This is a genomic window from Streptomyces sp. 796.1 (genome assembly GCF_047525675.1).
GTDB lineage: Bacteria > Actinomycetota > Actinomycetes > Streptomycetales > Streptomycetaceae > Streptomyces.
In genome coordinates this window covers 114052-140775 of record NZ_JBLIWA010000017.1, presented here as the reverse complement: position 1 = coordinate 140775, position 26724 = coordinate 114052, and the positions used below count along the sequence as shown (strand labels likewise).

Annotated in this window: 26 protein-coding genes; 14 read left to right on the top strand and 12 right to left on the bottom strand. The window is 70.9% G+C overall.

All coding sequences use genetic code 11. From position 1 onward, the window contains the following. Positions 1 to 141 precede the first annotated feature (141 nt). A complete protein-coding gene (locus tag ACMA1D_RS14010) occupies positions 142 to 723 on the bottom strand; it encodes a TetR/AcrR family transcriptional regulator (protein ID WP_414724270.1) in 582 nt (193 codons plus the stop codon). A 62-nt stretch (positions 724 to 785) separates the two neighbouring features. Between ACMA1D_RS14010 and ACMA1D_RS14005 the strand changes: the two genes are divergently transcribed. From ACMA1D_RS14005 to ACMA1D_RS13990, 4 genes are all read left to right on the top strand, one after another. Then, positions 786 to 857 (top strand): putative leader peptide, encoded by a 72-nt coding sequence (locus ACMA1D_RS14005; protein WP_349996526.1) that lies wholly within the window; start codon positions 786 to 788, stop codon positions 855 to 857. 335 nt (positions 858 to 1192) lie between these two features. Continuing rightward, on the top strand, positions 1193 to 1726 hold the full coding sequence (locus ACMA1D_RS14000; protein WP_414724269.1) for an OsmC family protein: 534 nt from the start codon (positions 1193 to 1195) through the stop codon (positions 1724 to 1726). Positions 1727 to 1937: 211 nt separating this feature from the next. Next, positions 1938 to 3005: a hypothetical protein gene (locus tag ACMA1D_RS13995; protein WP_414724268.1), complete on the top strand. Its 1068-nt coding sequence runs from the start codon at positions 1938 to 1940 to the stop codon at positions 3003 to 3005. Positions 3006 to 3257: 252 nt separating this feature from the next. Then, positions 3258 to 4049: a formate/nitrite transporter family protein gene (locus ACMA1D_RS13990; RefSeq protein ID WP_414724267.1), complete on the top strand. Its 792-nt coding sequence runs from the start codon at positions 3258 to 3260 to the stop codon at positions 4047 to 4049. Positions 4050 to 4427: 378 nt separating this feature from the next. Here ACMA1D_RS13990 and ACMA1D_RS13985 read toward each other — a convergent pair whose 3' ends face one another. Further along, positions 4428 to 4832, bottom strand: coding sequence for a hypothetical protein (locus ACMA1D_RS13985; protein WP_414724266.1), 405 nt, complete (start codon positions 4830 to 4832; stop codon positions 4428 to 4430). A 351-nt stretch (positions 4833 to 5183) separates the two neighbouring features. Here ACMA1D_RS13985 and ACMA1D_RS13980 point away from each other — a divergent pair, with 351 nt between their 5' ends. The 4 genes from ACMA1D_RS13980 (at position 5184) to ACMA1D_RS13965 (ending at position 11550) form a co-directional block, all read left to right on the top strand. Next, positions 5184 to 6074 (top strand): helix-turn-helix domain-containing protein, encoded by an 891-nt coding sequence (locus ACMA1D_RS13980; RefSeq protein ID WP_414724265.1) that lies wholly within the window; start codon positions 5184 to 5186, stop codon positions 6072 to 6074. Beyond that, entirely contained in the window at positions 6071 to 6961 is an 891-nt protein-coding gene (locus tag ACMA1D_RS13975; RefSeq protein ID WP_414724264.1) for a helix-turn-helix domain-containing protein, read from the top strand. The genes ACMA1D_RS13980 and ACMA1D_RS13975 overlap by 4 nt, the downstream gene beginning before the upstream one ends. 1066 nt (positions 6962 to 8027) lie before the next feature. Then, positions 8028 to 10550, top strand: coding sequence for an SdrD B-like domain-containing protein (locus ACMA1D_RS13970; protein ID WP_414724285.1), 2523 nt, complete (start codon positions 8028 to 8030; stop codon positions 10548 to 10550). Between the two features lie 319 nt (positions 10551 to 10869). After that, the gene (locus ACMA1D_RS13965; protein WP_414724284.1) at positions 10870 to 11550 is read left to right on the top strand and encodes a hypothetical protein; all 681 of its coding nucleotides are present in this window, start codon (positions 10870 to 10872) and stop codon (positions 11548 to 11550) included. Between the two features lie 25 nt (positions 11551 to 11575). Here ACMA1D_RS13965 and ACMA1D_RS13960 read toward each other — a convergent pair whose 3' ends face one another. Further along, a complete protein-coding gene (locus ACMA1D_RS13960) occupies positions 11576 to 12928 on the bottom strand; it encodes a nitrous oxide reductase family maturation protein NosD (RefSeq protein ID WP_414724263.1) in 1353 nt (450 codons plus the stop codon). A gap of 88 nt (positions 12929 to 13016) precedes the next feature. Between ACMA1D_RS13960 and ACMA1D_RS13955 the strand changes: the two genes are divergently transcribed. Beyond that, entirely contained in the window at positions 13017 to 14192 is a 1176-nt protein-coding gene (locus tag ACMA1D_RS13955) for a Dyp-type peroxidase (RefSeq protein ID WP_414724262.1), read from the top strand. A gap of 208 nt (positions 14193 to 14400) precedes the next feature. On the opposite strand, the gene ACMA1D_RS13950 is transcribed toward ACMA1D_RS13955, so the two are convergent. Further along, positions 14401 to 14865, bottom strand: coding sequence for a hypothetical protein (locus tag ACMA1D_RS13950; protein ID WP_414724261.1), 465 nt, complete (start codon positions 14863 to 14865; stop codon positions 14401 to 14403). A 178-nt stretch (positions 14866 to 15043) separates the two neighbouring features. Here ACMA1D_RS13950 and ACMA1D_RS13945 point away from each other — a divergent pair, with 178 nt between their 5' ends. Further along, positions 15044 to 15940 (top strand): aminoglycoside phosphotransferase family protein, encoded by an 897-nt coding sequence (locus ACMA1D_RS13945; protein WP_414724260.1) that lies wholly within the window; start codon positions 15044 to 15046, stop codon positions 15938 to 15940. Positions 15941 to 16011: 71 nt separating this feature from the next. Here the strand turns inward: ACMA1D_RS13945 and ACMA1D_RS13940 are convergent, their stop codons facing one another. The 4 genes from ACMA1D_RS13940 to ACMA1D_RS13925 all read right to left on the bottom strand — a co-directional run bounded on the left by ACMA1D_RS13940 (position 16012) and on the right by ACMA1D_RS13925 (position 18893). Further along, positions 16012 to 16467, bottom strand: a complete 456-nt coding sequence (locus tag ACMA1D_RS13940; protein WP_414724259.1) for a hypothetical protein — start codon at positions 16465 to 16467, stop codon at positions 16012 to 16014. Positions 16468 to 16539: 72 nt separating this feature from the next. Further along, positions 16540 to 16803: a hypothetical protein gene (locus ACMA1D_RS13935; RefSeq protein WP_414724258.1), complete on the bottom strand. Its 264-nt coding sequence runs from the start codon at positions 16801 to 16803 to the stop codon at positions 16540 to 16542. Positions 16804 to 16836: 33 nt separating this feature from the next. Next, positions 16837 to 17676 (bottom strand): hypothetical protein, encoded by an 840-nt coding sequence (locus tag ACMA1D_RS13930; RefSeq protein WP_414724257.1) that lies wholly within the window; start codon positions 17674 to 17676, stop codon positions 16837 to 16839. Between the two features lie 158 nt (positions 17677 to 17834). Beyond that, positions 17835 to 18893: a hypothetical protein gene (locus ACMA1D_RS13925; RefSeq protein ID WP_414724256.1), complete on the bottom strand. Its 1059-nt coding sequence runs from the start codon at positions 18891 to 18893 to the stop codon at positions 17835 to 17837. A gap of 691 nt (positions 18894 to 19584) precedes the next feature. Here ACMA1D_RS13925 and ACMA1D_RS13920 point away from each other — a divergent pair. Further along, positions 19585 to 20112: an AAA family ATPase gene (locus ACMA1D_RS13920; RefSeq protein WP_414724255.1), complete on the top strand. Its 528-nt coding sequence runs from the start codon at positions 19585 to 19587 to the stop codon at positions 20110 to 20112. Positions 20113 to 20320: 208 nt separating this feature from the next. Here the strand turns inward: ACMA1D_RS13920 and ACMA1D_RS13915 are convergent, their stop codons facing one another. Next, entirely contained in the window at positions 20321 to 21109 is a 789-nt protein-coding gene (locus ACMA1D_RS13915; RefSeq protein ID WP_414724254.1) for a LysR family transcriptional regulator substrate-binding protein, read from the bottom strand. A gap of 106 nt (positions 21110 to 21215) precedes the next feature. Here ACMA1D_RS13915 and ACMA1D_RS13910 point away from each other — a divergent pair, with 106 nt between their 5' ends. Together ACMA1D_RS13910 and ACMA1D_RS13905 are read left to right on the top strand one after the other, a co-directional pair. Beyond that, the gene (locus ACMA1D_RS13910) at positions 21216 to 21608 is read left to right on the top strand and encodes a DUF5997 family protein (protein ID WP_414724253.1); all 393 of its coding nucleotides are present in this window, start codon (positions 21216 to 21218) and stop codon (positions 21606 to 21608) included. 560 nt (positions 21609 to 22168) lie between these two features. Beyond that, positions 22169 to 23863: a PHP domain-containing protein gene (locus ACMA1D_RS13905; RefSeq protein WP_414724252.1), complete on the top strand. Its 1695-nt coding sequence runs from the start codon at positions 22169 to 22171 to the stop codon at positions 23861 to 23863. Between the two features lie 186 nt (positions 23864 to 24049). Here ACMA1D_RS13905 and ACMA1D_RS13900 read toward each other — a convergent pair whose 3' ends face one another. Next, on the bottom strand, positions 24050 to 24403 hold the full coding sequence (locus ACMA1D_RS13900; RefSeq protein ID WP_414724251.1) for an ArsR/SmtB family transcription factor: 354 nt from the start codon (positions 24401 to 24403) through the stop codon (positions 24050 to 24052). A gap of 50 nt (positions 24404 to 24453) precedes the next feature. Here ACMA1D_RS13900 and ACMA1D_RS13895 point away from each other — a divergent pair, with 50 nt between their 5' ends. Beyond that, positions 24454 to 25221 carry an SDR family NAD(P)-dependent oxidoreductase gene (locus ACMA1D_RS13895; protein ID WP_414724250.1) on the top strand — a complete coding sequence of 256 codons (768 nt, stop codon included), beginning with the start codon at positions 24454 to 24456 and terminating at the stop codon, positions 25219 to 25221. Between the two features lie 61 nt (positions 25222 to 25282). Here ACMA1D_RS13895 and ACMA1D_RS13890 read toward each other — a convergent pair whose 3' ends face one another. Together ACMA1D_RS13890 and ACMA1D_RS13885 are read right to left on the bottom strand one after the other, a co-directional pair. Next, the gene (locus ACMA1D_RS13890; RefSeq protein ID WP_414724249.1) at positions 25283 to 25711 is read right to left on the bottom strand and encodes a VOC family protein; all 429 of its coding nucleotides are present in this window, start codon (positions 25709 to 25711) and stop codon (positions 25283 to 25285) included. A gap of 363 nt (positions 25712 to 26074) precedes the next feature. Further along, a complete protein-coding gene (locus ACMA1D_RS13885; RefSeq protein WP_414724248.1) occupies positions 26075 to 26425 on the bottom strand; it encodes a hypothetical protein in 351 nt (116 codons plus the stop codon). Positions 26426 to 26724: the final 299 nt, after the last annotated feature.

Genomic DNA, 26724 nt, shown 5'->3' with positions numbered 1-26724 from the left:
GCGGTGGGACGACGGGACACCCACCTGTCACCCGGGGCGGTAACCCTCCGACCAACCCACCGCTCGTCGAAGCGGGGCCGCCAACCCGCCCCGTAACCAACCCCCACACCAACACCCGCCCCACATCCGCAGCCGCACCGACTACGCGTACGGCAGCAGCCTGGCGGCCATTTCCCTGGCCAGCAGGATCGGTGCGGTGGTCTTGCTGACCTTGGAGCCGGCGAGGCCACCGTCGTAGAGGAGGCTCAGTTGTGCCACGGTCGACTCGGTCGCGGCGAGGCCCAGTCCAGCGAGTGCATCGGTCCACAGGGATTCGAGCCGACGCCGGTGGTCACGTACGGCCGCGTTGACCGGGTGCGAGGCGTGCGGGAACTCCGTCGCGGCGTTGAGGTAGAGACAGCCGCGGAAGCGTCGCCGCCTGGCGCCCTTCGCGGCGAGGTCGAAGACCAGGAGGATGCGGGCGCGGAGGTCCTCGCGGGAGTCGGTGAGGGCCTTCGCCGCCCGCTCGTACCCCACGCGATCCAGTTCGTCCTGCCGTTGAAGGTAGGCGACGATCAGCGCGTCCTTGGAACCGTAGTGCTGATACAGGCTCGCCCTGGCCACCTCGGCCTCCGCGAGGATCCGCTCGATCCCGACCGCGCGGATGCCCTCGCGGGCGAAGAGGGACGACGCCGCATCGAGCAGCCGCTCGGCAGGGACCGGCCTGTCTCGCATGATGGACATGACGAGGAGTATAGCGCTCCCCCCTGGCAGACCGACCGGTCTATCCGTTATGGTTCCGGACTGTGCGAGTCTTCCTCCTGGTCCAGCGGCGCTACCTTGATCTGCGCCGCGTCGCAAGCGCCGTCTGTCGCTGAACTTTCGCTGCGTTGACGCTCAACGCAGCGCACTGCGGCGACCCCTGCTCGACCGCTCGCCGCGCCACTCGCACCGTTCTCCATGTATGGGCAGGCGCATAACTTCCTCGCCTTGTTTCACATCGTGAGACACCCAACGATCACGCAACACGGTTCCTCAGGGGACGCGTTCGGTGGGTTGGCTCGCCGCCCGAAAGGCTCCGGCAAGGCCCGCGACCGTTCCCGTACGACAGCGCGCCCCCGGGCCGCTTCGGCGGAACCTTCCCACCAGCAACCTGTCAGCAACGGCCGAGCCAGGCCGTCCTGCCCACTTCTCCACGTGAGGGAAACTCATCATGACCACGATCAACAACGCCCTGGTGATCGACGCCGAAGGGCTCGACAAGCTCTCGTGCAACGCGAAGGCCGACCCCAGCACCGGCAAGAAGGTGGTCCGGGCCAAGACCGTCTGCGAGTCCGGATTCCGCAATGTGACCTACGTACGCGATCTCGCTCCGCTGCTGGTCGGGGAGCCGCCCGCGCTGTTGGGTGACGACGCCGCGCCGAACCCGTCGGAGACCGCTCTGGCGGCCCTGGGTTCCTGCATCTCGGTGGGCATGCTCGCCAACGCGACCCACCGGGGCGTCACCCTCACGAAGATCGAGGTCGAGATGGAAGGCGACATCGACATCTCAGCCGTGTGGGGGGTGGGTGACATCCCCGAGGGCAAGGTGCTCGGCTTCACCGACGTCCGCTGCAAGGTGACGCTCGCCGGCGACGCCGATGCGACCACGCTGCAAGAGATCCACGACAACGCCATCGCGTGGTCGCCGGTCGTCAACACCTTCCGCCGGCCGGCGGCCGTCGGTTCCACCCTGGTGGTCGAGTGATGCGCGGCAAGCCGCCCGCCGCCAGCGGGTCGCACCCGACACACCCCACGACGCGTGTCCCGCTCACCGGGGCGCCGACGAGCCGGCCCCGCCCGGTGGGCCGGCCCCATCCGACAAGCCAGCCCCACTCCGAGGGCCGGCCCCACCCCTCCGACCGGCAGCAACCCGCGCCGTCCCACCGCCCACGACCGCGCCGTACAGGAGCGCCGACATGACCCCGACCACCCCACCCACCCCCCGCGTCCTCGATGCCGGACTCCTCGCCGACCTGCGGGCGCACGCCGGCGCGCTGGACCACGGGAACGCCTCGTCCCGGCGCAGCTTCGAAGACCTGGGCGCCGCAGGGCACCTCGGCCTCGGCGCGCCGGGCAACACGGACGGGCGCCTGCCCGAGATGGCCGAGGTCGTCCGGGAGATCGCCGAAGTCTGCATGAGCACGGCGTTCTCGGTGTGGGCCCACCGGATGGTCGTGGAGTACCTGCTGACCGCCGACACACCCTTCGCCACCACCGCGGTGGAACCACTGCTGACCGGCGCCACCCTCGGCGTCACCGGCATGGCCCCCGCGTTCAAGGACCTGGCCGGCTGCGGAACGATCGAGGTGACCGCCGCACCGGTCGACGGCGGGTACGAGCTGTCCGGCCCGCTGCGCTGGGCCAGCAACCTGCACCCCGACGCGACGCTGGTGACCGCGGCCCGTACCGAGGCGGGTGAGCGGCTGATCGTCGCCCTGCCCCTGAGCACGCCAGGCGTGCGGGTGGGTGAGCACTTCGACCTGCTGGCCATGGGCAGCACGGCCTCCTCCTCCCTACGGTTCCACGGGGCCCGCGTCCCCCACGACCAGGTGCTCAGCCACGACTTCGAGAGCTTCCTCGCCGCGGTCCGCCCCACCTTCCTGCTGCTCCAGACGGCCATGTGCCTGGGACTCGCCCGGACCGGCATCGACCAGGCCAGCGCCCAACTCGCCGGTGTCAACGCGGTGTTCGCCGCCGAAACCGATCGGGTCGCAGCAGACCTGGCACGGGCCGAAGCCACCCTGACGGACCTGGCCGCAGCGGTCGGCGGGCACAGCACACCGGGCAAGAAGGACCTTCTCTCGCTGCGGTTGACCGCGGCGGAACTGGCCACGGCCGCCACCGCGCTGGAGATCAGGACAGCGGGCGGCAAAGGGTACGCCGGCAGCACCCCGGCCAACCGCCGCTACCGGGAGGCCGCGTTCATCCCCCTCCAGTCCCCGTCGGAGGCCCAACTGCGCTGGGAACTCGCCACCCACGCCTGAGGCCCCGAAGACCCGAACACCCGCCACAGCCCACACACCGCGTCACCGCGCACGGGCCAGCGCACCGGGTCACCGCGTACCGGCCCACACCCAAGACCGCCCACCAGCCCCACAGTCCACCCCTCCCCCAAGCCCCGTCCCGAAAGGCCCACCCCCGTGTCCCCCACCGCCCCGTCCCCGGCGGCCCTCGCCACGTCGCCAGAGCCGCAACCCACACCCACCCGACCGCCGGTCGACGGCCCGATCGAGCCCTTGAGCGTCGGCGCCACGGTCCGTCGCATCGCCGATGTGGCGATCGAGAAGGCCGCACACCCCTATGCACTGCTCGTACGCTCCCTGGTCGCCGGTGCGATGGTCGGTTTCGGCGTCCTGCTCTCCCTCATCGTCAGCACCGGCGTCACCACCCCGGGCATCGCCAGCCTGCTGATGGGCCTTGCCTTCGGGATGTCCTTCGTCCTCATCCTGATGTCCGGGATGTCGCTGAGCACCGCCGACATGGCCGCCGGGGCCCTGGCCGTCCTCCAACGGCGGCTGACCGTCCCCCACTACCTGCGGTTGCTCGCCATCGGCCTGATCGGCAACACGGTCGGCGCGTTCGTCTTCATCCTGGTCTGCGCCGCGGCCGGCGGTCCCTACCTCGGCGCGCTCGCCGAACGCGCCGCCACCCTCGGCGCCGCCAAGGCCGACCAACCCTTCTGGACCGCGCTGCTCCTTGCGGTCCTGTGCACCTGGTTCCTCCAGACCTCGATGTGCCTGTACTTCAAGGTGCGGACCGAAGGCGCGCGGATGGCCTTCGCCTTCTACGGCCCCTTCGCGTTCGTCATCGGCGGCACCCAGCACGTCATCGCCAACGTCGGCTTCCTCGGCCTCCCCCTCCTCCTGCCCCTCTTCCACTCCTCCGCCCCCACGGCCACCATCGACTGGGGCCTGGGCAGCCACGGCCTCCTGACCAACCTGTGCGTCACCACCCTCGGCAACCTCCTGGGCGGCACCCTCTTCGTGGCCCTCCCCTTCCAAGCCACCGCCTGGCTCCAGGAACGGTGAGGTGCGGCCGGGCGGGGGGGCGGGGCCGAGCCGCTGTCACCGCCCGGGCGGGCCGCGTGCCCGACGTGCCACTGCGGGCGACGCGGCCGGCCCGGGCAGCAGTCGGCGAGCCCCCCGTACGGCGGCTGGGTGTACACCCCCGTGATCCACCCAGCCGCTACGGCCGCCCAGCAGTTGCGTCAACGCCCCTGCCGACAGGGCCATTCCAGAGCTTCGGGCCGGAACGGCCGCCGTCGCGTGCCGGCAACGCTCCCCCGCTCGCGCCCGAGGCGCCCACCGCCAGAACCCGGCGGTCCCGGCGGGGGGCGCGCTGCGGTTCCGCGGCGTGACCGCCGGCTGCGACGACGCCGCGGAATCCGGTCTGCCGGGGCCGAGCGGTCAGCCCTGCGTCGCCTTGAGGAGCACCTTCACGTCGTGGCCCTTGTGCCAGCCCGTGTCGATCAGGGGACTGTGGTGCTTCTCGTTCCCCCATGCGTAGTAGCGCTCCCAGCTCTGGTGCCAGGAACCACCCTTGTTCGAGCCGGTCGCGGTGTACCCCTGGGCGACCTTGCCGTCGTGCTTGTTGTCCCACAGGTAGAGCTGCGCCTTGGTCTGCGTACGGTCGCCGCTGTAGCGGTCGCACTCCCGGTACTTGAGGCCGGCCGCGTTGTGGTCGACCTGGATGACGCGCCAGTCGGTGCAGGCGCCTTCGGCGGAGGCCGGTTGCGCCGTGGCGAGCCCCAGGCCGCCGATGCTCATGACGGCCGCCAGGCCGGCCATGGTGAACCGCTTGCGTGCGTTCATGTCTGGTTGTCCTTCCCCGTGGATCGAGCGGACGGCGTGGTGTGGAGCGCGCCGTCCTGCTGTCGGCACTGAGCTTGCCCGCGGGCCGGGCACCGCCGCGAGGCCGGCCGACCAGTTGGGGCCACGGCGAGACGTTCCCCCTCCTGACCTGCCCTGACGCCGGGCGGGATGAGGCAGCCGTGGGACGGGGGTACGGGCTCTCGCGGCGGCTTCGGGCTGGCCGAAAGCATGGGGCGTGTCCCGCCGGTACGTGTTCCATGACCCACGCGCGGTGTACCAACAGGGCACGGCAGTGAGAGCATTGAGGACCGTTGACGGCAAACGGGGGGAATTATGCCGCGTTGGAAGGCATTGCCCGATTCTCTGGACCAGCGGGTCCAGCAACTCGTCGTACAGCTCAGGCGGTTGAAGGACCGCAGCGGGCTGAGCGTGATCGCGCTCGCGGCCAAGACCGGGTACAGCCGGTCCTCGTGGGACCGCTATCTGAACGGCCAGGCGCTGCCGCCGCAGCGCGCGGTGGAGGAGCTGGCGCGGGCCGCGGGGGCCGACCCGGTGCGGCTGCTGGTGCTCCACGAGGTGGCCAAGGAGGCGTGGCAGCAGTCGGCTTCGGCCGCGCCGCCGGACCACGTGATGGACGCGGACCGACAGGAAGCAACGGAGCAGGATGAGGTCGGGCCCGGGGACACGCCCGAATTCGCCGCGGTGTCGACGGAGACGCCCGGGCCCGCCGCGGATGCGCCCGCCGCGCAGGGCGCCCCGCGGTTGCTGAGCGTGCGCAGGTCCGTCGCCGTGGCCGCCGTGCTGGCCGCCGCCTTCCTGGGGGTCGGCACCGGCGTGGTGATCGCCACCCCCTGGGACGAGGAGGGCGGCACGACGAGCCGCGTGAAGGCGGCGGCGACCGCTCCGCTGCCGAGCACCTCGCCGACCAGTACCGCGGGAGGGCCGGGCAAGTACCTCTTCCGGCCGGGCAAGACCTACTCCTGCCCCGTCCGGCGCGACGGCGGGGCGGGCGGCGGCCTGTTCGCCGGGTACAGCACCACGCGCACGGCCGTCCTCGCCGGTCCCGGGTGGGACGTGGTGGAGGCCCAGTGCCTGCTGCGCCACCACCGGTTGAACCCGGGCACCGTCGACGGGATCTACGGGCAGCAGACCATCGCTGCCGTGGTCCGCCTACAGAAGAAGGCCGGGTTGCCGGCCGACGGCATCGTGGGGCCGCACACCTGGCAGGAGCTGCGCGGTTGACCGGCCCGGCTCCCGAGTGCGTGGCGCTGACCGAGGGGCTGCGCGAGATGAAGGCCCGGACGGGGCTGAGCCTGGCGGCCCTGGCCGAGCGCACCGCGTACAGCAAGTCCTCCTGGGCGCGTTACCTCAACGGCAAGAGCCCGGTGCCCCGCCAGGCCGTCGACGCGCTGTGCACGGTGGCCGGCGAGCCTGCCGGGCGGCTGCTTGCGCTGTGGGAGCTGGCGGACGCGGAGTGGAGCGGTCGCGCCCACCACGCCCGGCCCGCCGAACAGACCGCCGCTGCCGCGCCCGTTGCCGCTCCCGTCTCCGGTACGGGCGATACGGGCGGGGCCGCTGACGCAGATAGTGTGCGGGACGCGGCTGTACTGGCAGGCGCGGCGACAGGCCCGGCGAGGGCGCGGCGGCAGTGGCTGCTCGCCGCGGCCGTGGGCGTGGTCGCGACGGCGACGGCCGCACTGCTGGCGGTGCCGGCCCTGCGCGGTCTGGGTGGCGGGCCGCCGGCGAGCCCGGCGGCGCCGCCGCTCGATCCGGCACCCGGCTGCCAGGGCCGGACCTGCGACGGCAAGGACCCCGACGAGATGTCCTGCGGTCTGCCGGGCCGGGTGATCTCGCTCGGCCCGCAGCACCGCACGGTGACCGGCGCGCGCGTGGAGATCAGGTACAGCACGGTCTGCTCGGCCGCGTGGGGCCGGATCTGGCACGCGAAGGTCGGTGACGCCGTCGAGATCACCGCGCCCGGCGCGCACCCGCGGCGCCTGGTCGTCACGCGGGCCTCCGATACGGGCATCTACCGTTTCACGCGGATGATCGGCGGCCCCGACCGCGCCGCGCTGCGCGTGTGCTTCCTGCCGGCCGGTGGCTCCGGCCGGGAATGCGCAGGCCCGTAACACGACCGTACGGGTCCGGCGGTTCAGGGAACGCACTTTCGGACCTGGAAAATCGGGCTGCGCCATTGCCACGAATTTCCCTTAGCGGCCCCAGGGGCGGAATCGAAAGCGCAGCCACCAGCACCATTTCTTCCATGACTGCTCTCGTGGACGGGAAATCCACGGCGCTCGGCTGTTTCCCGCGTCTTGCCCCGCAACGCCCGTGACCCGATGGGGCCGGGGCAATTATGGACCGCGGAACTCCGGGGGCTACGACCGCCCTCCATGGCGCCGCTCGTACGCGTCGCGCCCCCGGCCGCAACCGTACGCCCCGGGCTCCCGCACCGCGCGCGGGCCCGGCCGGTGGAGCACCGCCGCGTGCCGCCAACTGGCCCGTATGACACGCCAGTCGGGCAGGGGCGGGGGGAAAGTGGCTTGACTGCGCCGCGGCTCTGCCGCAAGCGGCAGGTCCCGGGGTATGCCGCCCGCTCGATGTGGATTACGGGGGATGAGATTCGGCCACCGCGCCACCTCGACATTCCTCCCGCCGTCATTCTCCGGGCGACGACGGCTATCCCGGAACGGCGTTTGATACGAGGGGTTTTGCTGGTGGCTGCGTGACTTCAGAAGATAGGATATCGTGCGCTGCTCACGATGGCGGCCGGTGCGGCCGAGGGCGGGAGCAGAGGGGTGGGCATCGTGCTGGAGCTGCTGGACCACGCAGCCCGGGGCGGGTCCATCCGAGATCGTGAACGTGCGTGTGGTTTCCCTGCCCCCGGTGCTCACAGCTCATCCGCAATACCCCAGGCGATCACCACAGAACGGCCCACGTGATGACGGTGGGCCGTTTCCTTCCGTGACGTTCGCAATCGGCGTCCGCGCCAGGGGCATGAAGTGGCCGCGTTGCGAGAAGCGGATGTCTCGTATTCACATCAAGGCATGACAAGACATAACAAGAGAAGTCAAGAAAAGTGTGGAGTGTGATGCCATGAACCGAGTCGACACAGACTCGCACCGGTTAGTCCGGAGACTTGCGGGTTCGTCGGGGCGCATCGGGTTGTCCGTCCTCCTGGTGGCCGGCGGCGCAGTGGGGGCGACGGCCGGGCCGGCGTCCGCCTCGACATCCGACGGCACGCTGACGGTCGCGGTGCTGCGCGACTTCTTCGGCACCGGCGTGGTCAACGCGGCGATGGACGTGCCGCAGCGGGGCATCAAGGTGGCGGTCTCCGACCCCGACGGGCACGTCGTCACCGGCGTCACGGACGCCACGGGGAAGGTCGTGGTGTCGAAGTCGTCCGAGTTGAAGGGCGGCCACTACCGGGTCGACGTCAGCGTCCCGGCGCCGTACGACGGCTATCTGCGGGCGGCGCCGGCTTCGACGGCCGAGAACCACTTCGACAGCTTCACGTCGTTCGTGGACGTGTCGGACGGGCAGGACGCCTCGGTGGTGACGGGCGTGTGGAATCCGGCCGACTACACGCTGCCGGACTCGCGGTACTTCGTTCCGGTCCACAACGGTGCCAACGGGACCGACAAGCGGGCGCTGGTGGCGTTCGGCACCCAGAGCCGTGGCACCTGTCCCACCGATGTGGCGTGCCCGACCACGCTGGCCACGCAGGATCAGGTGGGCACGACGTTCGGTCTCGCGTACGACACGGGGCGCAAGCGGCTGTTCCAGGGCGCTTTCGCCCGCCGCTACGCCGCGTACGGGCCCGGCGGCGGGGACGCGATCTACACCGTTCCGGTGGACGGCTCGGGTGCGCCGAAGCCGTTCGCGCGGGTGCCGGGCGCCGCGGTGACGCAGCACGACTCCGCCAACCTGATCAAGGACGGCGGTTTCACCGAGGCACCGGGCAAGGAGAGCATCGGCGGGCTTGCCCTGTCCGACGACGGCGCCACGCTGTACGCGGTGAACCTGAAGAGCCGCAGCCTGGTGAGTTTCGATGCGACGGGGGACACCGCCGCATCGCCCAAGTCGACGGTCGCGATCCCGGACCCCGGGTGTGCGAGCCGCGATGATTGGCGGCCGTTCGGCCTCCAGGTGCACGACGGCACCCTGTACGTCGGCGGTGTGTGCAGTGCGGAGAGCACGCAGCAGCGTTCGGATCTGAAGGCTTACGTCGCCACCTACGACGGCAAGCGGTTCAAGACGGTGCTCAGCCACCCGCTGACGGCCGAGCGCGGCAGCGTCTTCGGCACCGGTGACAAGGCAACCCACTGGAACCCGTGGAACACCAGCCTGGCCACCTGGGACGACCGGAAGGCGGGCAACGTCTTCATCGATCCGCAGCCGGAACTCGCCTCCCTCGCCTTCGCCCGCGACGGGTCGATCATCCTGGGCTTCCGCGACCGGTTCATGGACGTGCTCGGTTGGGGAGGGTTGGACCCCCGCCCGGGGAACGACACGCCCGAGAACGGCATGTCCGGTGGTGACATCACCATGGTCTGCGCGACGGCCACCGGTGAGTACGAGTGGGAAGGCACCGAAAAGTGCCCCAACCACGCCACCCCGGCGAACAGCGGCGGCCAACCCGCCGGCGTCGTCGAGTACTTCCCCGGCGACTACTACACCACCGCGCACCAGGAGACCGCGCTGGGGTCGGTGGCGTACATCCCGCGCCAACAGTGGGTCGCGAGCACGGAGTTCGACCCGGTCGTGGACGTCGCGACCTCGGGCACCGGGTACTTCGACATCACGACGGGCCAGGGCCCGGGGAACGACCCGAAGGGCAACGGGTTCGAGTTCGTCAACCGGGGCCAGGGCGGGTTCGGCAAGGCCGGCGGGCTCGGCGACATCGCGTACGCGGCGGCCAACGCGCCGATCCAGATCGGCAACGTCGTGTGGTTCGACGGCGACCACAACGGCGTCCAGGACCCGGGGCACGTGCTGCTGCCCGGGGCGACGATCAACCTGCGGGACGCGGACGGCAAGCAGGTCGCCACGACCAAGACCAATGCCGCCGGCGAGTACTACTTCGGCGGTGTCGGCGCCGAGTACGAGCTCACGCCGGGCGCGAAGTACACGGTGCAGTTCGACGTGTGCACCGCGGACACCAGCCAGGTGCCCGAGCAACCCCCGGCGAGCGAACTGCGGTTCACCCTGCCGCGGGTCGGTTCCGACCGGGTGCACGACTCCAATGTGACGCCGCCGACCAGCGGACCGCTGTGTGACGGCACCGCGCCCGTCACGGCGCCGGCCACGGCGGGCGGCGTGGACCACACGATCGACGCCGGGGTCTACATCCACAAGGACACTCCGTCCCCGTCGCCCACCCCGACGCCCACCTCCACCGCCACTTCAACGCCGACTCCCACCCCCACGTCGACCGACACACCCACCCCCGCACCCACCTCCACGTCCACACCGACCTCGACGCCGGTGCCCACGCCGACCACCACCTCAGGTCCGGTTCCGGCGCCGCCCGGGGGCGCCCAGCCGCCACCCGCGCCGCCGGCCAACCAGCCGGCCCCGCACGACGGGGGCGGCGGCTCGCTGGCCAACACCGGTACGTCCGGTGTCGTGGGCATGATCGGCCTCGTCGGTCTCCTCGTGGGATCGGGTCTGGCCATCGTGTTCGTCACCCGCAACCGGCGCGCCCGGCAACACTGAGCGATCCGTACGACGGTGATCGGCCCGCCCGTCCAGCCCCACGAGGGCGGCGCGGCCGGGCCGATCACGCCTCGGCCGGTCCCATAGGGGCCGGCCTTGGCGTCGTCTGCCGCCGAGTGCCGCCACGGGCCGCGGCGGCCGGCGGCGCCCGGTGATCGAAAGGATGGACGAGAGAGTGTCAGCGTCGAACCGCGTACGGAACGCGGCAACCCGGCAAGCCCCACCGGCACGCGCGGCCGATCGGCGTCGTTGGCCGCGCTCGCGCCGCGCGAAGGTCGTCGTCGGCGTCGTCGCGCTCGTGGTGGCCGCGGCGACCGCGGTGGCCGTGCTCCTGGTCGCCGACGAGGACTCTGGCCCGGACGGGCCCCGCCCGCTGACGGCGGACGAGGCGAGCCGGCTGGCCATCACCCGCTTCCGCAACTACCAGGCGCAGGGCCGCGCCGTGACGATCAACGTGCCCGGTGCCACGGGCGAGTTGACCGTCACCGCATCCGTCGACTACCGGCGCAAGATCGGCTACGGCGTGCTGCATGGCACCGGGCGCAACGAATCAAGCGGCGGGCTGGTCCAGTGGACGCCCACCGCCGTGCACGTCCGCCCGATGACCCGGGCCCCGGCGCAGGCCCCGGCCACCCCGCCCCGCGCGGGCTGGCACGACCGGCCGCTGCTGAAGGCGGGCAGCGCGCTGGACACCGCCCTGTCCATCGCGCTCGGGCTCGGCGGTGATCGGCCGGACAACGCCGAGCTGCTGCCGCAGAACGGCGCCGCCTGGTGGGGGCGGGAGCGGGTGGCCGGGCGCCGGCTGGACGTGATGGCCGGGCCTTCCTCCCCCGACCGCTCCGGTACGGCGGGGAACGTGCGCTACTGGATCGACTCGGAGGGCACCATGTACCGGGTCCGCGCCACCGTGGGGTCGCAGCCGGAGCCGGTGGTCATCGACTTCGACACCCACGGCTACGCCCCGGTTACGCCGCTCCCCCAGGCCGCCACGCACCGGTAGCCGCAGTTCAGCCGGTAGCCGCGGTTCAGGAAGTCTGCACCCGCGCGTTCGCGGCGAGCAGCGAATCGGCGGGCAGCCGGATGTCCTCCGTCTTCGGCAGCGCCGGTACGGGCGGGACGGTGGTGGCGCCGGTGGTCGTGGCGGCGGGGAACTGTGGCTGCGGGGCGGGCTCCGCGACCTCGCTGAACGGGATGCCGCCCGGTGCCGGCGGCGCCGTCCAGGTGCCGGCCGGTGAGGAGGGCGAGCCAGCCGGCAGCGGGCAGGACGCGGTCCGCGTGAGCCGGGCCGGAACGGTGCTGCGCAGTTCGTTGTCCCGTAGGCAGTTGCCCCGGCCGCGGGTGGCGGTGGGAAACGTCCAGCCGACGTCGACGCCGTTGTCGGCGAAGGTGTTCTCGACGATCTGGTTGCCGACCGGGGGCAGGTCTGCGGTCGCGGTGATCACCAGTCCGGCGGTGCGGTTGCCGCTGATGCGGTTGCGTACGAACCGGTTGTCGCTGCCGCCGTCGACGCCGACGCCCGTGCCCCACCCGCCGTCGGCCTGCTCCGGGGTGGCGGACTGCTGGTTGGCTGCGATCAGGTTGCCCGCGATGACGGAGCCCCGCTGCGGAAGCAGCTTCTCCTGGTGGTCGGAGTTGGTGGTGAGTCCGACCCGGTTGCCGACCAGGCGGTTGCCAACCACGTACATGTCTTCGCTGGCGTTGGTGCCTTCGAAGCCAACCGCGTTGAGTTCGGCGACGTTGTTCCGCACCACGATCTTGCAGGGCTTGCACTGCCCGACGTAGATCCCCGAGTCGGCGCCGCCCGACGCGTACGAATGCTCGATGACCCCGTTCTGGGCGGAGAACGCGTAGATGCCGTACAGGCCGTTGCGGGTGGCGGTCACATGGGAGACCAGGAAGGACTTCAAGAAGGTGACGGGCTCGTCGCCGGTGTCGTAGCCGCCGCTGGTGCCCGGCAGGCCGGCAGCCGCCTTCGCCGAGCCGGTAATCAGCAGCCCGTTCTGGGTGTTGTGCCGCACGGTCAGGTTCTGCACCGCCACCCCCGGCGCCGAGACGACGATGCCGTTCGGCTGCCGCAACCGGCCGTCGATAACGACCTGGTCCCGGGACACCCCGCGGAGGGTGATGCGCGGCCTGTCGATCTTCACCGACTCGTGGTAGACGCCCCGCGCGACGAGCACCAGGTCACCGGGGTGGGCCAGGGACACCGCGGCCGAGATCGTCGGGGCGTCGGCGGGCACGCGGATCGTCACCCGGGAACCGGCCGGACGCCGGCCCTCGCTCGATTCGCCCCCGTCGTCACCATCGCCGCCACAGCCGGCCACCAGGGCCAGCGTGCCCACTACCGCCGCCACCACGCGAAGAGCTAATCGAGGCATGATCCCAGTCTGGCACGGCGCCGAATTCAACGCCAAAATGGTCGAGTTGACCCGCGGGAGCCCCCTTGCTTGTGGCACTGTGCGCACCATGCGCCGAGCCGATCAGCACCCGTCACGCCGTACGTTCCTCGACGTCACCGGCGCGGTGATGGCCGTCGGACTGGCCGCCGGGTGCACGGCGGACTCCCCTGGTTCCTCGGGCTCGCCTTCGCGGGACGGGCGTGCCCCGGCGACGGGCGCCGCGCCCGTCGCGGTTTCAGCGACGGGCCGCCATCAGGCCGGCATCACGCTCCCCCGGCCGGCGCAGCCGCATCTGCTCGCCGTGGTGGCCGACCTCGGCGCCCGGGTGGCTCCCGGTCCGCTCCTGGCCGAACTCGGCCAGACCATTCGTACGCTCACCGCCGGGTCCGATCCGCGGCTGCTCGGCCTGGCCCCGGGGGACCTCACCGTGACCGTCGGCGTCGGCCCGCGGCTCGTCCGCACGGCGGGTGCCGCGCTGCCCGGCACGACCGACCTGCCGCGCTTCTCCCGCGAACGGATCGCCCCCCAGGCGCGCGGCGGTGACCTGCTGCTCCAGGTCTGCGCCAGCGACGCGCTGCTCCTGCCGGTCGCCGCCGCCGCGCTCCTGGACCGGGCCGGCGACCGCGTCCGCGAACGCTGGCGCCAGTCCGCACACCGCGGTACGGACGTCCCCGTCGGCGACGGCCTGACCGCGCCCCGCAATCCGCTCGGCTTCATCGACGGCATCGTGGGCCCGCACAGCGGCGCCGAACAGCGGCGTGACCTGTGGCTTGCGGGGCCACCCGCGGTCGCCGGCGGCACCATCGCCGTACTGCGGCGCATGGAACTGGACCTGCCGCGGTTCGCCGCCCTGTCGGTGGCCGAGCAGGAGGCCGTGTTCGGCCGGCGCCGGGCCACCGGCGTCCCGCTCTCCGGCGGCAGCGCCGCCGCAGGCCCCGAACTCGGCGCCAAGACCCCGGACGGCCGCTACCTCGTCCCCGCCACGGCCCACGCGCGCAGAGCACATGCGACCGCCGTCGGGGTCGGGCTGATGCTCCGCCGCTCCTACAGCATCGACCAGCCGGCCCCCGGTCTCCTGTTCATCAGCTTCCAGAACGACCTGCGGACCTTCACCGCCACCCTCACCCACATGGAAAACTCCGACGCGCTGCTGCCCTTCACGACCACGAGCGCCAGCGCGACGTTCCTGATCCTCCCGGGCTTCGATGCCCAACGCCCGCTTGGTGCGGGGTTGTTCGGGTGACGCGGTCAGGGTGGGGGCGTCTTCTCGTACGTGGTCTTGTTCGTACGTGGTCTTGTTCGTACGTGGGTGCTTCGGGTGTGGGTGGTCTTCAGGGTTACGGTGGCGGGCCGGCCTCAAAGGGCTCGTTGCCGATGGCGTGGCGTACGCGGTAGCGGTGCGGGGCGCTCTGCTGTTGGCGGAGCCTATGTCCAGAGGAAGTGGCTCGCTGTCACGTCACCGGCCAGAGTTGCACGAGGTACCTCTCCACGCCCTCCGGCACTCCGAACTGAGCCAGGTGGGCCACCTTCTTGCGCCCCGCGCAGTAGATCCGCACCCGCCAGGTCGTCTTCGTACGCCCCAACTCGATGTGCTCCCCCACCCGACCGGCAATCACCCACACCGAAAGCTGTCCGGTGGGCGAAGCCATGGTGATCTCGCCCCGCGCTTCCCACTCTGCGGCGTGGTCGACGGGCGGCTCCCCGTCCCACACCTCAACGGCCAGTGGGGCCTCGTGCGTGTGCCCGGCGCTGTCCACGTCGACACGCATGGGGCGCGAGATCAGGAATGCCGTGCCGGGGTAAGCGCGGCCTTCTGGGAACGGAGCCGGGATCTGCGATTCGTCCGCCTCTTGAAGGGCGAATCCGTAGTAGTCGACCAGGATCTCCATGGTCTGCCGGTTGATCACCTCGGCCACGGGTACTCCAACTCCTTTGTGGTGCGGGCTTGGTGCATCGTAGGCAGGCAGCGGGGCGGGCTCGGCGCCAGCCCGAAGGTTGCGTGATTGGCCGGGCCCGCGCGCTTCGTCGAATCGCCTCACCGTGAGCGGCAGAAAGACGGTGAGGCGGAGAGGGAGAGAGCGCCACACTGCTCTCATGACACGACTGCTGGTGGATGTCGAGAGCGTGACCGCGCGCCTGGTACGTCGGTTCGGTCCGCAGGTCACGCCATGGTGCGCCGGCGTGCCTGATCTCGTCGCGCGGCTGGCGGGTCGGTGGGGGCTCACCTTCGGCGAACTCCTCCCGGACGGCGCCTCGTCGGTCACCTTGCGGTGCCACCTGCCCGATGGCACGCGCGCCGTGCTGAAGGTCAGTCCGGAACGAGCCCTGCTGGCCGAGCAAGTCCGCATGCTGGGGTGGTTCAGCGCCTCGGGCCGGGTACCCGCCGTGCTGGCCGCCGACGAAGAGGCGGGCGCCATGCTGCTGGAGGACGTGGTGCCCGGCACGCCGGCCGAGGACCTGCCCACTGCGTCGCTTCCGGAACGGTGGTCGGAGCTGCTCACCGCCTTGCACGGGGTTACTCCGCCTCCGCTGCCGGGGCGGGTGTTGCGCGGGCGGTGCGAGGAGGCGTTCGCCCGGGTCGGCAGGCGGCTGTCGGAACCTGCGGTACGTGCACGGCTGGCAGCCCCCGCATGGGACCTGGCCGTCCAACGCTGCGACCGGCTGCTGGCGACGGAGACGACCACCGTGCTGCTCCACGGCGACCTGCACCTGGGCAACGTGCTCGACGGCGGTGCGAGGCGCGGGCTCATGGCCATCGACCCGAAGGCCTGTGTCGGCGATCCCTGCTTCGACGCGGTGGACTACGTCCTCGCCGGCGCCGGGCTGGACGGCGTCGAGGCCCGCTGTGCGCGGGTGGCGGCGGCGTGCGGACTCGATGGCGATCGGCTCCACGCCTGGAGCCGGGTGATCGCACCGTTCACCGCGATCGCCCACCTCAGTGGCGGGGGTGATGCTGCGGCGGTCGACGAGCTGCTCGCGCTGACTCGGTGACCTGGTGGCCCGGTGGCCCGGTGGCCCGCCGACCACGAGCGTCCGTGCCGTACGGGTCGGCCGGGCGGAAGCTACGAAAGATGCGGCTGGGAGTACACCAGCACCGGGACCCCGGGGGCGAACGCGTCCACCGCGGTCTGGAGGCGTTGCGGATCGAGCCGCCAGAAGTTGATGGGGCGGCTGGCCAGGAAGAGTTCATAGTCGACATGGGGGGCCACGCTCTTTGCCTGCACTCGACTGAGGTGGCTGTTCATGCCGGGCAGCGCGGGTGCTCCGGGGTTGCGCTGCACGCCGATGTGGTTGATCCCGTTGCCGGCCGTGCGCTGGTGCCACACCACGATGGCCGTGATGTCACTCCAGGGTACGGAGGCGAGCTGGCGCTCGTACCGTGCCGGAGCACCGCCGAGCAGCACGCCTTCCCCATCGACGCGGAAGGCGACGAGCTTCTTCCACTTCATGCCGCCCAGAAGCTGGAAAGGTGTTCGCACGAAGTGGGCTTCGTAGACGGGTGAGTTGGCATCGGCCATCGGGACACCTCGGGACGGTCGTGTTGGGTGGGCGGGCTGGGCTCGGGTGGGCGGGGTGGGTTACGTCCCACGCTACTTGGGCGGGCCGGACTTCTTCTGTTCCTCCTCTCGTACGCGTTGCAGGATCTCGTCGTACTGGCCCCGTGCGGCCTCCAGTGCGCCGTGGATCGCCTTCCTCCGGCCGCTCCATTCCGTACGGAACCTCTCGGCGGCGGGGCCCTGCCAGGCGTCGGTGCCCGATGCGGCGTCCACCGCGTCCAGCGTTCTGTCGATCTCGTCCGCGAACCGTTTGAGGTTGTTGAGGTCTTTTCTGCACTCTTCGACTCGATCGCTCACGATTCCCCCTCTGGCTCCCCTCCCAGGAGCTTCTCAGCCGGCCGGCTGTCCCAACAACGTCATGATGCGCTTCTCAAGGGTGCGTTCGCTGACCGCCTGTGCCGTGATGCCGGTCGGGGCCTGTGGCGAGTCCACGTTGACCGCCCATAACTCGCGGCCAGTCGCGTACGTGGTGAGCAGCGGACCTGGCGCATCGGCGAGCACGATCAACTGGCTCACCACCAGAGAAGCGTCGATCACGGAAGCCAGTCGCTTGTCCACCGTGGCGGCCGTCAGCGCCGACGGTTCGAGTTGCAGCGCCTTTCCGTCCCGGTCTGCCGCTCCGAACGGGTCCACCAGTGCCTGGATGATTCTGGCGGCGTCGCGCACCTTGCTGGCAAGCGTGAAGATGTGCAGACCACCACCGGTGACCTGTTCGATCAACATGAGTTCAGCGGAGTGTACGAAGACGAAAGCGGTCACGCTGCCCGCGGAGGTCTGCTGTTCGACGGCGAGAGCCCGTGCGGCCGTGCGCCGCAGGGTCAGCGCCATGTTGACCTCCGGCGTCACCCGCATGTCCACGTCCGCGGTGAGACGCGACCGCGTTCCGTCGGATTTGAGGACGGCGTCGAGTTCGGCGATGTTCGTGACGTCAACCGCACCTCGGGAGACCAGCGAACGCAGCGCGGTCGCGAGGACCCACTCGCGCTGTTCTTCCGAAAGCGTCTCCAGGTGCGGTGCCGGCGCCACGACGTCTTCGATGGCGCTCGGGTCAAGTACGGCAAGTTCCTCGTCCGTCAGTTTGATGAGCGGTTGGGTACCGCCTTCGGCGAGTGCCGTGCCCACGATTTCGCGGAGCTTGTCGATTTCCATGTCGAGTTCGGGGTTCGCCATGTCGGCTCCTCGGATCGGTTTGAGGCTCTGTCATCGTTGCGGACCGTCGTGCCCTTGCGGCATCGCGATTCCGCCCACAGACGCGGGGCCGGGACTGCGGCCTTGGCCCCGTTTACGTGGTGCACCGGGCAGGGGCTGTCTGATCATGGAGTCGCCCCCTACCAGAATTTGCACTTCTTGACGGCGCTGGCTCCCACCTTCTTGACTGCGGTCTTGGCTGCGCCCGCGACCTCTTCTGCCTTCTTCCCTACGTCGCCTGCCCATTTGCTCGTCGCGTTCCAGGCATTGGTAGCTGCTCTGCCGATCGCTTCCCTGTTGTCCCAGGCCCACGTGCCTAGGAAGTACGCGCCGGCCACGCCGAGCGCCGTCCACCCGACGACAGGGACCGCCGCCGCGACCGTCGCACTGGCGCCGAGGGCCCCTGCCGCGGCGGATCCGCCGAGCACCGCGGCGGCCCCGCCCGCCTCCACGAGGCCCATGCCGCGATCGAAGCCGCCCAGCACCCCCTTGTGGTCAGGTTTGATCATTTCCTTGACCCCGTGGGTGACGGCCAACGGCAGGCTGATCCGGTCCAGGATGCTGAGCCCCGGTGCCTGGTTGAGGAGCGTCGCCGGCAGCGGAATCCGCAGTTTGGTGGTGAGGAAGGTACGGAGTCCCTGCTGCCACTTCCACGGCTGCTGGTAGATCCCCTCGATGTTTTGGAGTCTCAAGAGTTCCCGCATGTAAGCGATATTCTTCATCTTCAGCCGGTCGCCCGTCTGGCCGAAGTACTTGTTCAGCTCAAGGACCGCCTTGGCTCCCGCCACGTTCTGCCCCTGTGCCCAGCGCTGGTACAACTGGAGGGACGCTTCGATGCCCGAGGCGATTTTCGTGAGTTGGAGGGGCGTCGTGACGTTCCTCTTGAGCTCTTTAAACTCGTCCTGGTACGCGCCGACATCACCTTTGTGTTCCTGGTACTCCTGCCAGGTCTTAAGCACGCCGGTGAGCCCTATGAGCATGAGTTGGGCGTGGGGATCCATATCCAGGATCCTGAGCCGCTGCCGTATGTCCTTGGCCTGATCACGAGACCAGGATGCATCCTGGCGTAATCGTTGGAGATTCCCCTGGTCACCTTCCCATTTGGCGAGAATTCCCGAGACCAGCGGCCCCTGGATGGAGAGTGCCCCATCGGCGACGTCCAACGCGGCAGAAAGCTTGCGCGCCTTATCCTTCGACATCCCTCTGAACGCCATACAGAAGCCCCCCGTTGACAGTTCGCCATGCACCGTATTCACGGGAAGGGCACTCCGCTGCCACCCCGTTCCCGACGCCCTTCCCCCTGAGGGGCATCGAACGACCTTGATTCCGCGCCTGCCCCTTTCCTAGGGAAGCCTGCTTTCCGGAGCATAGTTGTGCCGAGGTCGGCAGGAGAGGCGTACCCAGCAGTGCATTGATCTCGAATGGTGTGGAAGCACGGTCAAGGGCAGGGACGTGAGACACGTGGCCATGGTTCCGCCGACTGAAATCCAAGAACCAGAAATCCCATGGAATCAAACCAGCCAGAGCCGAATCGACCTACCAGGCGAACCCCCACGGAATGCGCCTTCTCAATTCGCCCCACCACACGCTTGACGACCTCCTACGAAGATATTCAGCCGCGGCAGCCGTAATTCCGCTTGACGGGCTTCCCCGCTGGACGCTGGGCGCTGTGCGGCCTTTCGGTTCGTGGCTGCGGTCAGGCCCAGGGGCCTGCCCGGCGTCGGGGTGCGGTGTGGAGTGCGTACGCAGGCACCTACTACGGCACGGGGCCAAGCCGTCGTGGACGCCGCCCGTGGGGCATCGTCCGGCGTCCTCGCCCGGGCGGCGTTGCGCAGGGTTGCGGCCGGATCAACGCGCTCAAGAGCTCTCGGGCCGTGACACGATCGGGGGGTGACGACGTTGTTCCTGATGGTCGGCCTGCCAGGGGCCGGAAAGACCACGAGAGCGCGGCGGCTCGCCAAGGAGCGCAGCGCGCTGCGGCTGACGCCGGATGAGTGGCTGCTCCCGCTGTTCGGCGACCCGCAGCCGGAAGCGAAGCGCGACGTGCTAGAAGGACGGCTGCTCTGGCTTGGGCTGGAGGCGCTGAAGCTGGGAACGAACGTGGTCCTGGACTTCGGATGCTGGTCTCGGGACGAGAGGTCCGCGATCCGCTGGCTCGCGATGTCAGTGGGCGCGTCCTGTCGACTCGTGTACGTGCCGGTGGACCATGAGACCCAACGCGCGCGGATAGCCCATCGCCGGTCGACCACCGCCCCTGGTCAGACCTTCGCAATGAGCGAGGCGGACCTCGTGCACTGGAGGACGCTGTTCGAAGAGCCCGACGCCGCGGAACTCGATGGGGATGAGCTGGGAGGCCCGCCTCCGGGGTGGTCTGGATGGTGGGCGTGGGCCGCCGACCGGTGGCCATCGCTCGTGTGACGGCCCGTCCGGCCAACCTTGGTGCGGCCCAGTAGCGCAGCCGCGCCAGGAGCACCGGGCCCGAAAAGGTCCGCCGCGCAGGCCCAACCCGCCAACCTCGCTGGGCGACAGCCGTAACCCACCACCGCGATGCCATCGGGACAGCAGTCGAGGGTGGTGGCCACAACCCCGAAGAGAGAGTCGGTCGCGATCGAGACGAGGGGCAGCCCTACGGCCTCCGCCGAGGCTTGCTGCCCTTGGGGCTGCCGGAGCCGCGGCGGGCGTTCTTCGCGGACGGCTTGCCCGTCGCCTTGCCAGTGCCTCTGCCGCCGGCCTTGCCGCCGGTGGGCTGCTGTCGTCGCGCGCCGCCCTTCTCTGCGCGCTTGGCTTTGGGCTCGGGTTCGGTGCGGCGGCCTCGGGTGCTGTTGACGGTACGGCCGCGGACGATGCCGATGAAGTCCTCCACCAGGTCCGTCGTGGCCTCCTGCGGCCAGGACAGCGCAACGCGGGAGGTGGGAACGTCCGTGATCGTGCGGTACGTGAGGTCCTTGCGGTGGTGCAGCCGGGCCAGGGACTGCGGGACGATCAGCAGTCCGATGCCCGCCGCCACCAGTTCGACGGCGTCGGCGGTCGTGGCGGGGCGTTCGCGCGCGGCGCGTCCCGGTGGATGTTCCCAGTCCAGGGTGTCGTCCAGCGGGTGCAGCACCACTTCGTCGGCGAGATCGGCCACGGCCACCTCGTCGGCCGCTGCGAAGAGGTGGTCCTTGGGGACCACGACCACCGTCGTCTCCTCGTAGAGCGGGATCGCGCTGAGGTCGTCCCCGTCGACCGGCAGGCGGACGAACCCCGCGTCGGCCTCGCCCGCGCGCAGGGTCGCGCGGATCTCTGCGGCGGGCACCTGGGTGAGGGTGAGGGGGATGTGGGGCAGCCGCTCGTGCCAGATGCGCACCCACTTCGAGGGCGTCACCCCGGGTACGTAGGCGAGCCGGAACGCGGGAGAGTCTTCCGAGCCTGTCACCTCGCCAGACTACCGGCCGTAGTCAGCGACCGACACACCAGAGTGCCTGGGCGGCGGTGCGCCCGCCGTGGTCAGTGTTTGCGCAATCGCTCGCTACCCTTAACCCATGAGCCAGACCATGAAGCCCGCCACCGCGGCGAAGAAGCTGGGTGTGTACCTCGACGCCACCCCCGCCGAATTCCGGGAGGGCGTGGTCTCGCGCACCGAGCTGAACGCCCTCCAGGCCGACCCGCCCCAGTGGCTGAGCGACCTGCGCCAGAACGGCCCGCACCCGCGCCCCGTTGTTGCGGCGAAGTTGGGTGTCTCGGTGTCGGGCCTCGCCCGCGGCGGCGTCACCGAGCCCCTCACCACGCAGCAGATCGACGCGCTGAAGGAAGAGCGGCCCGAGTGGCTGGAGCGCGAGCGCGCCACGCAGGCCGAGGTGCGCAAGGAGGCCGTCCGCCTGAAGGCGAAGAAGGCCGAGAAGGCCGAGCAAGCGGCACGGGACGCCAAGGGCTGAGTGTGGGGCGGCTCCGCCGACACACCTGCGCGTCCCCCGACCGGGGTCGGTGAGCCCCGCGCGCCCGCGCCGCCGTGGGCCGGGGCTCGATGCCGGTTCCGGTTCGGCCGTGCGGGCCGGTGCCCTCGTACCGCCGCGGACCGTTAGTCCGCCGCAGGCCGGAACCCGCCCGTACCCGCCGCGGGGCCGCGCCACGGAGCAGGCGCGGCGCGCGGCCGTGGGCAAGCAGGTGACCCCGGGCGGGCGTACGAGCTCAGCGCCGCGTACGGCCCCGGTCCACCTACTCCGCCCGCTCCGCCCGCTTCGTCTACGGACGGACGCCGCGTACGAGGCCCGGGTGGACACGCTCCGGGAGCGTGCCGTCACCATCAGCCCTTGCCGCCCCTCTGCGCTGACCAGCAGTGACGCCCCGATCACAGGGGCCGCACCATGTGCCGATCTCCGCCGGCACCCCATGGCCACGGTCCGCGAAATTCGTCCGTGATTCATCTAGTCGTTCCGTAATCCAGAAATCCTCCTCGGTGCACGAAATCTTCCTAACCGATGGAGAACCGCACGTCATGACCCACCCTGTGCCCGAATGGGCGGACCCCCAGGTGCCCGCGGAATCACTCGACCCGCAGGGGCTCAGCCGTCGAGGGCTGATGCGTCGCGCCGGCCTGTTCGGGGCGGGGTTCGCCGCTGCCTCGCTGCCGCTCCCCGCACTGGCCCACGGGCGCGGGCACGGCGGGGGTCATGGTCACGGCCCCGGCCACGGCGGTGGGCACGGCCACGCCCCCAACCTGGTCTACCTGGTCGGTGACCACCACAACCACACCGTCTACAGCCACGACGCCAAGTACACGTTCTCCCAAATAGCCGCGGCGGGGCGGAAGTTCGGCCTCGACTGGATGGTGTTCACCGAGCACAGCAACGTCGGCCACGCCAAGTTCGGGGCCGCGCGGGAGCACCGTGAGATCCTGCGGGCCCGCGCCGAGAACCGGCGCATGCTGATCTTCCAGGGCCTGGAGTGGTACATCCCCGGCGCCGAGCACTGCACCGTCTTCTCGCCGCCCGGGCGGCACGAGGTCGATCTGCTGACCCGCTTCGAGGAAGCCTTCGACGGCAAGTTGCTGGGTTACACGGCCGGCGGCCCGACCCACCCCGACACCCCGCGCAACGAGGCGCACGCGGTCAAGGCCCTCAAGTGGCTGGCCGAGCAGCGTCGTACGCGGTACGTCGACGACGTCCTGGTCTTCGCCAACCACCCGATGCGGCTCGGCATCGACTCCCCGCACGAGCTGCGCGGTTGGCGTGACGCCGCCCCGGAGATCATGATCGGCATGGAGGGCGCCCCGGGTGCCCAGGCGGGTGCGATCCCGGGCTGGCACCCGGACACCAGCGTCCGCGGCGAGTACAACAACTCGCCCTCCGCCGACTCCTGGCCCGGCTACCCGCGCGAGGCGTACGTCACCTACGGCGGGTTCGACTGGGCGACCGCGACCGTGGGCGGCCTGTGGGACGCGATGCTGGCCGAGGGCAAGCTCTTCACCATCACCTCCAACTCCGACGTGCACCGGGTCGCCCGGGACACCTGGGTCAACGGCGAATGGCAGCCCGGGCAGAACTTCGACAACACCGGTCGGCTGCCCGACCCGTACAACACCACCGAGCCGCAGCCCGGCGGTGACTTCTGGCCCGGCCAGTTCAGCCGTACGCACGTCGGAGTCACCCGGTACGGCTACCGCAACGTGATGGAGGGGCTGCGCGCCGGGCGGGTCTGGGTGGACCACGGCCACCTCATCGACGGCATCGACGTCAAGGTGCACGGCGAGCGGGGACACAGCGCCACCCTCGGTGGCCGGCTGCGCGCCCGGCGGGGCGAGCGACTCACCCTCACCGTGACCGTGACCGCGGCCTCCCGCCGCAACCCGTACGGGGTGCTGCCGCGCCTGCAACACGTCGACGTCATCCGCGGTACGGTGCGCGGCCCGGTCGCCGACCGCGATGCCTGGCGCGCCCCGGACACCCGGGTCGTCCACACCTCCGACGTGCACGGCCGCCGCGGCACGTACACCCTGCGCATCCCGGTCGGCCGCGCGGACCAGCCGTTCTACCTGCGGCTGCGCGGCAGTGACGGCAAGCGCCACGGGGCGGGTTTCCTCGGCGCGAGCGTCGACCCGCACGGCCCCCTCCCCCACGAGCCGGGCAAGGGTGACCCGTGGCTCGACACGTGGTTCTACACCAACCCGATCTTCGTGGACGTCACCCGCTGACGTCTCAGTCCCCGGGGGCGGCAGGCAGCCGGAAGGTGGCTGTCGCCCCTCGGGAAGCACGGGTTGGCGTGGGGGGCAACGGATGGCGGGTGGCGTGCGGATGGGTGTGGTGCGCGGTGTGCCGGGTGGTGTGCTGGGTGGTTGAACCGCACCCACCCAACGCGTACCAGGAGTGCTCGGTGTCGGTCAGGCGCCGGCCGTCGGGGCGGCGAGACCTACCTGGTCACCGATGTCGTCACTGTGGGCAGCTTGAAGTACGGCGTCCAGCAACCCGGGGAAGCGGGCGTCCAGGTCGTCGCGTCGCAGGGTGACGAAGCAGCGGGTGCCTTCCTGTCGCGTGCGGGTGACACCGGCGTCGCGCAGGACGCGCAGGTGGTGGCTGAGTGTCGACTTGGCCACCGGGGCGCGGAGCTCCCCCCACCCGCGTTCCCGCCCGTCGGCGAGCACCCGGGCCAGCCCGACCCGGATCGGGTCGCTCAGCGCCGTCATCACCTCGATGAGGCCCATCTCGGTCGGCTCGGGGTGCGGTGCTCGCTTCATGGAACCATGTTAGCTTGTTCGACGTTCCACGAACATCGAACGAAGGAGTCATGGTGTCCGCTCAGCCGCTCGAAGACTTCACCGGCAAGGTCGTCGTGGTGACCGGTGCCGGATCGGGGATCGGTCGCGCCACCGCCCGTGCCTTCGCCCGCGCCGGGGCCCACGTGCTCGGCGTGGGCCGCCGGGCGGACGCCCTGGCCGAGACCGGCGCCGACCACGCCGGGTTCGTCGCGCACCCCGTCGACCTGTGCGACCCGGGTGCGCCCGCGGACGTGATCGATGCCGCGACGCGGCGGTGGGGCCGGCTTGACGTGCTGGTCAACAACGCCGGCGCCACCAGGCTGATGCCGGTGGCCGAGACCACCGCCGACGGCATCACGGCCCTGTTCGCCCTCAACGTCACCGCGCCCAGCCTGCTCGCCCACGCCGCCCTGCCGCACCTGCGCCACGCCAGGGGCTCGATCGTGAACGTCTCCAGCACGTACGGGCACCGGCCGCTGCCCGGCGCCGCGCATTACGCCGCTTCCAAGGCGGCGTTGGAGCACCTCACCCGCAGTTGGGCCGTGGAGCTGGCGGCCGACGGCATCCGCGTCAACGCCCTGGCTCCCGGCCCCACCGAGAGTCAGGCGCTGGCCGCCGCCGGCCTGCCCGAGGAGACCGTCGAGCAGATCAAGCGCACGGAGGCCGCCCGCATCCCCCTCGGCCGCCGCGGCGAGCCCGCCGAGGTAGCCGCCTGGATTCTCCGCCTCGCCGACCCGGCCACGACCTGGCTCACCGGCCAGATCCTGACCATCGACGGCGGCCTGGAGCTGACGTGAGCCTGGACGTGGTCCGACCTGGCCTGGGGGCCGGTCTGGACGCCATGACGCGGGGCTGTCGTCAAGCCGGAGCCGGACCGCGATAGGTGCCGAAGGTCCACAGGTTCCCCTCCGGGTCCCGCACCGTGCACACATACGCCGCGGCGCCCGACCCGAACCGGGTCCGGTGCGGCGGCTCCAGCACCTCGCCTCCGGCGGCGACCACCCGCCCGTGCACCGCGTCCACGTCGTCGCTCACCACGTACACCGCACTGGTCCCGGCCCGCATCCGCCCGTGCACGCTGTCCGTATGCCGGGTCGACCCGAACACGAGCGCGCCACCCCCGGGCCAGCGCAACTCGGCGTGCCCGACCTCGCCGTGCTCATCCGGCGCCGCGACCACCTCGGCGAAGCCCAACACGTCGACGAGGAAGCGCAGGGCCGCCTTCGTGTCGTCGTAGTGAAGAACTGGCCATACGGATGAGGGGAGTTGGGTTCCTTCACTAGCCATACCGCTCATCGTAGGCTCGTACGTGGGTGTGTCTGCGCGGGCTCGGGCCTCGCTACAGGAGATGCGTGACGCGGGATGGGTGACGCGGGATGGGTGACGGAATGGTGACACCGGCCGGGAGCGCGGTCGAGCATCGTTGCCTGTCGCCGGAGCGGCGCGGGGTTAGAGGGCGTTCCTGAGGGAGCGGCGCAGGATGGCGCGTTCGCGCGCGCCTTGGCGCCGCGGGGTTCGTGGTTGGCGGTGCGGGGTGGGAGGAACCGGGTGCTGCGTGGTCGCGTCTCGCCAGTAACCCGCTGCGCGACGCCCCCCACCCCTTACCCCCGCGCGACGCCTCCCGCGACCTCCACTCCAACCCAACCCACATCACAATTCGCGGGTCAGTCGCCGGAGGGCGAGGACCTGGCTGCCGGCGAATCCTGCGACGTCTGCGGCGACCGTGGCTAGGGTGAGCAGGGCGAGGACGCTCGCCGCGGTGACGGACGCCACGGCCAGCGCACAGGCCGCGACGACGTTCGCCACGAGCACCAGGCGGAGCCCTCCCGCCGCCGGGCGAAGGCTGAGCCGCCACACGAGGCCGGCCCAGACCACGACGGCCAGGCCGATGCCGAGCACGACACCTTCCGGCAGCCGCACCGCGGTGGCGGTCAGCGGCGCGGTCGAGGCGACCAGCAACCCGACGAGCAAGCAGTAGAGCGCATCAGCGCGAAGACTCAACCGACCAAGCCGACTCCCAGACATGTGGGAGAGGTTAGCGGGTGGTGGAGGGGTTCGGCTCCGTACCGTGCCTGGTTGGGCGCGTGGTCTCCCTGCTCGGCCGGAGCAAGCATCCGTCACGCGGCCGAAGCACCGGCGCCCCGCGGCCGGGAGTTGCGCGGCAAGCCGCGGCCCGGTCACGGGGCGGAGCACCTTCGCTCGGGCAGGCCAGAATCCCACTTGTTGCACCCGGCGCCGCGTTCTTAACGTGGCCGGGACCCTGCACACAACAGCACGAAGCGCCATGAAGACATACGAAG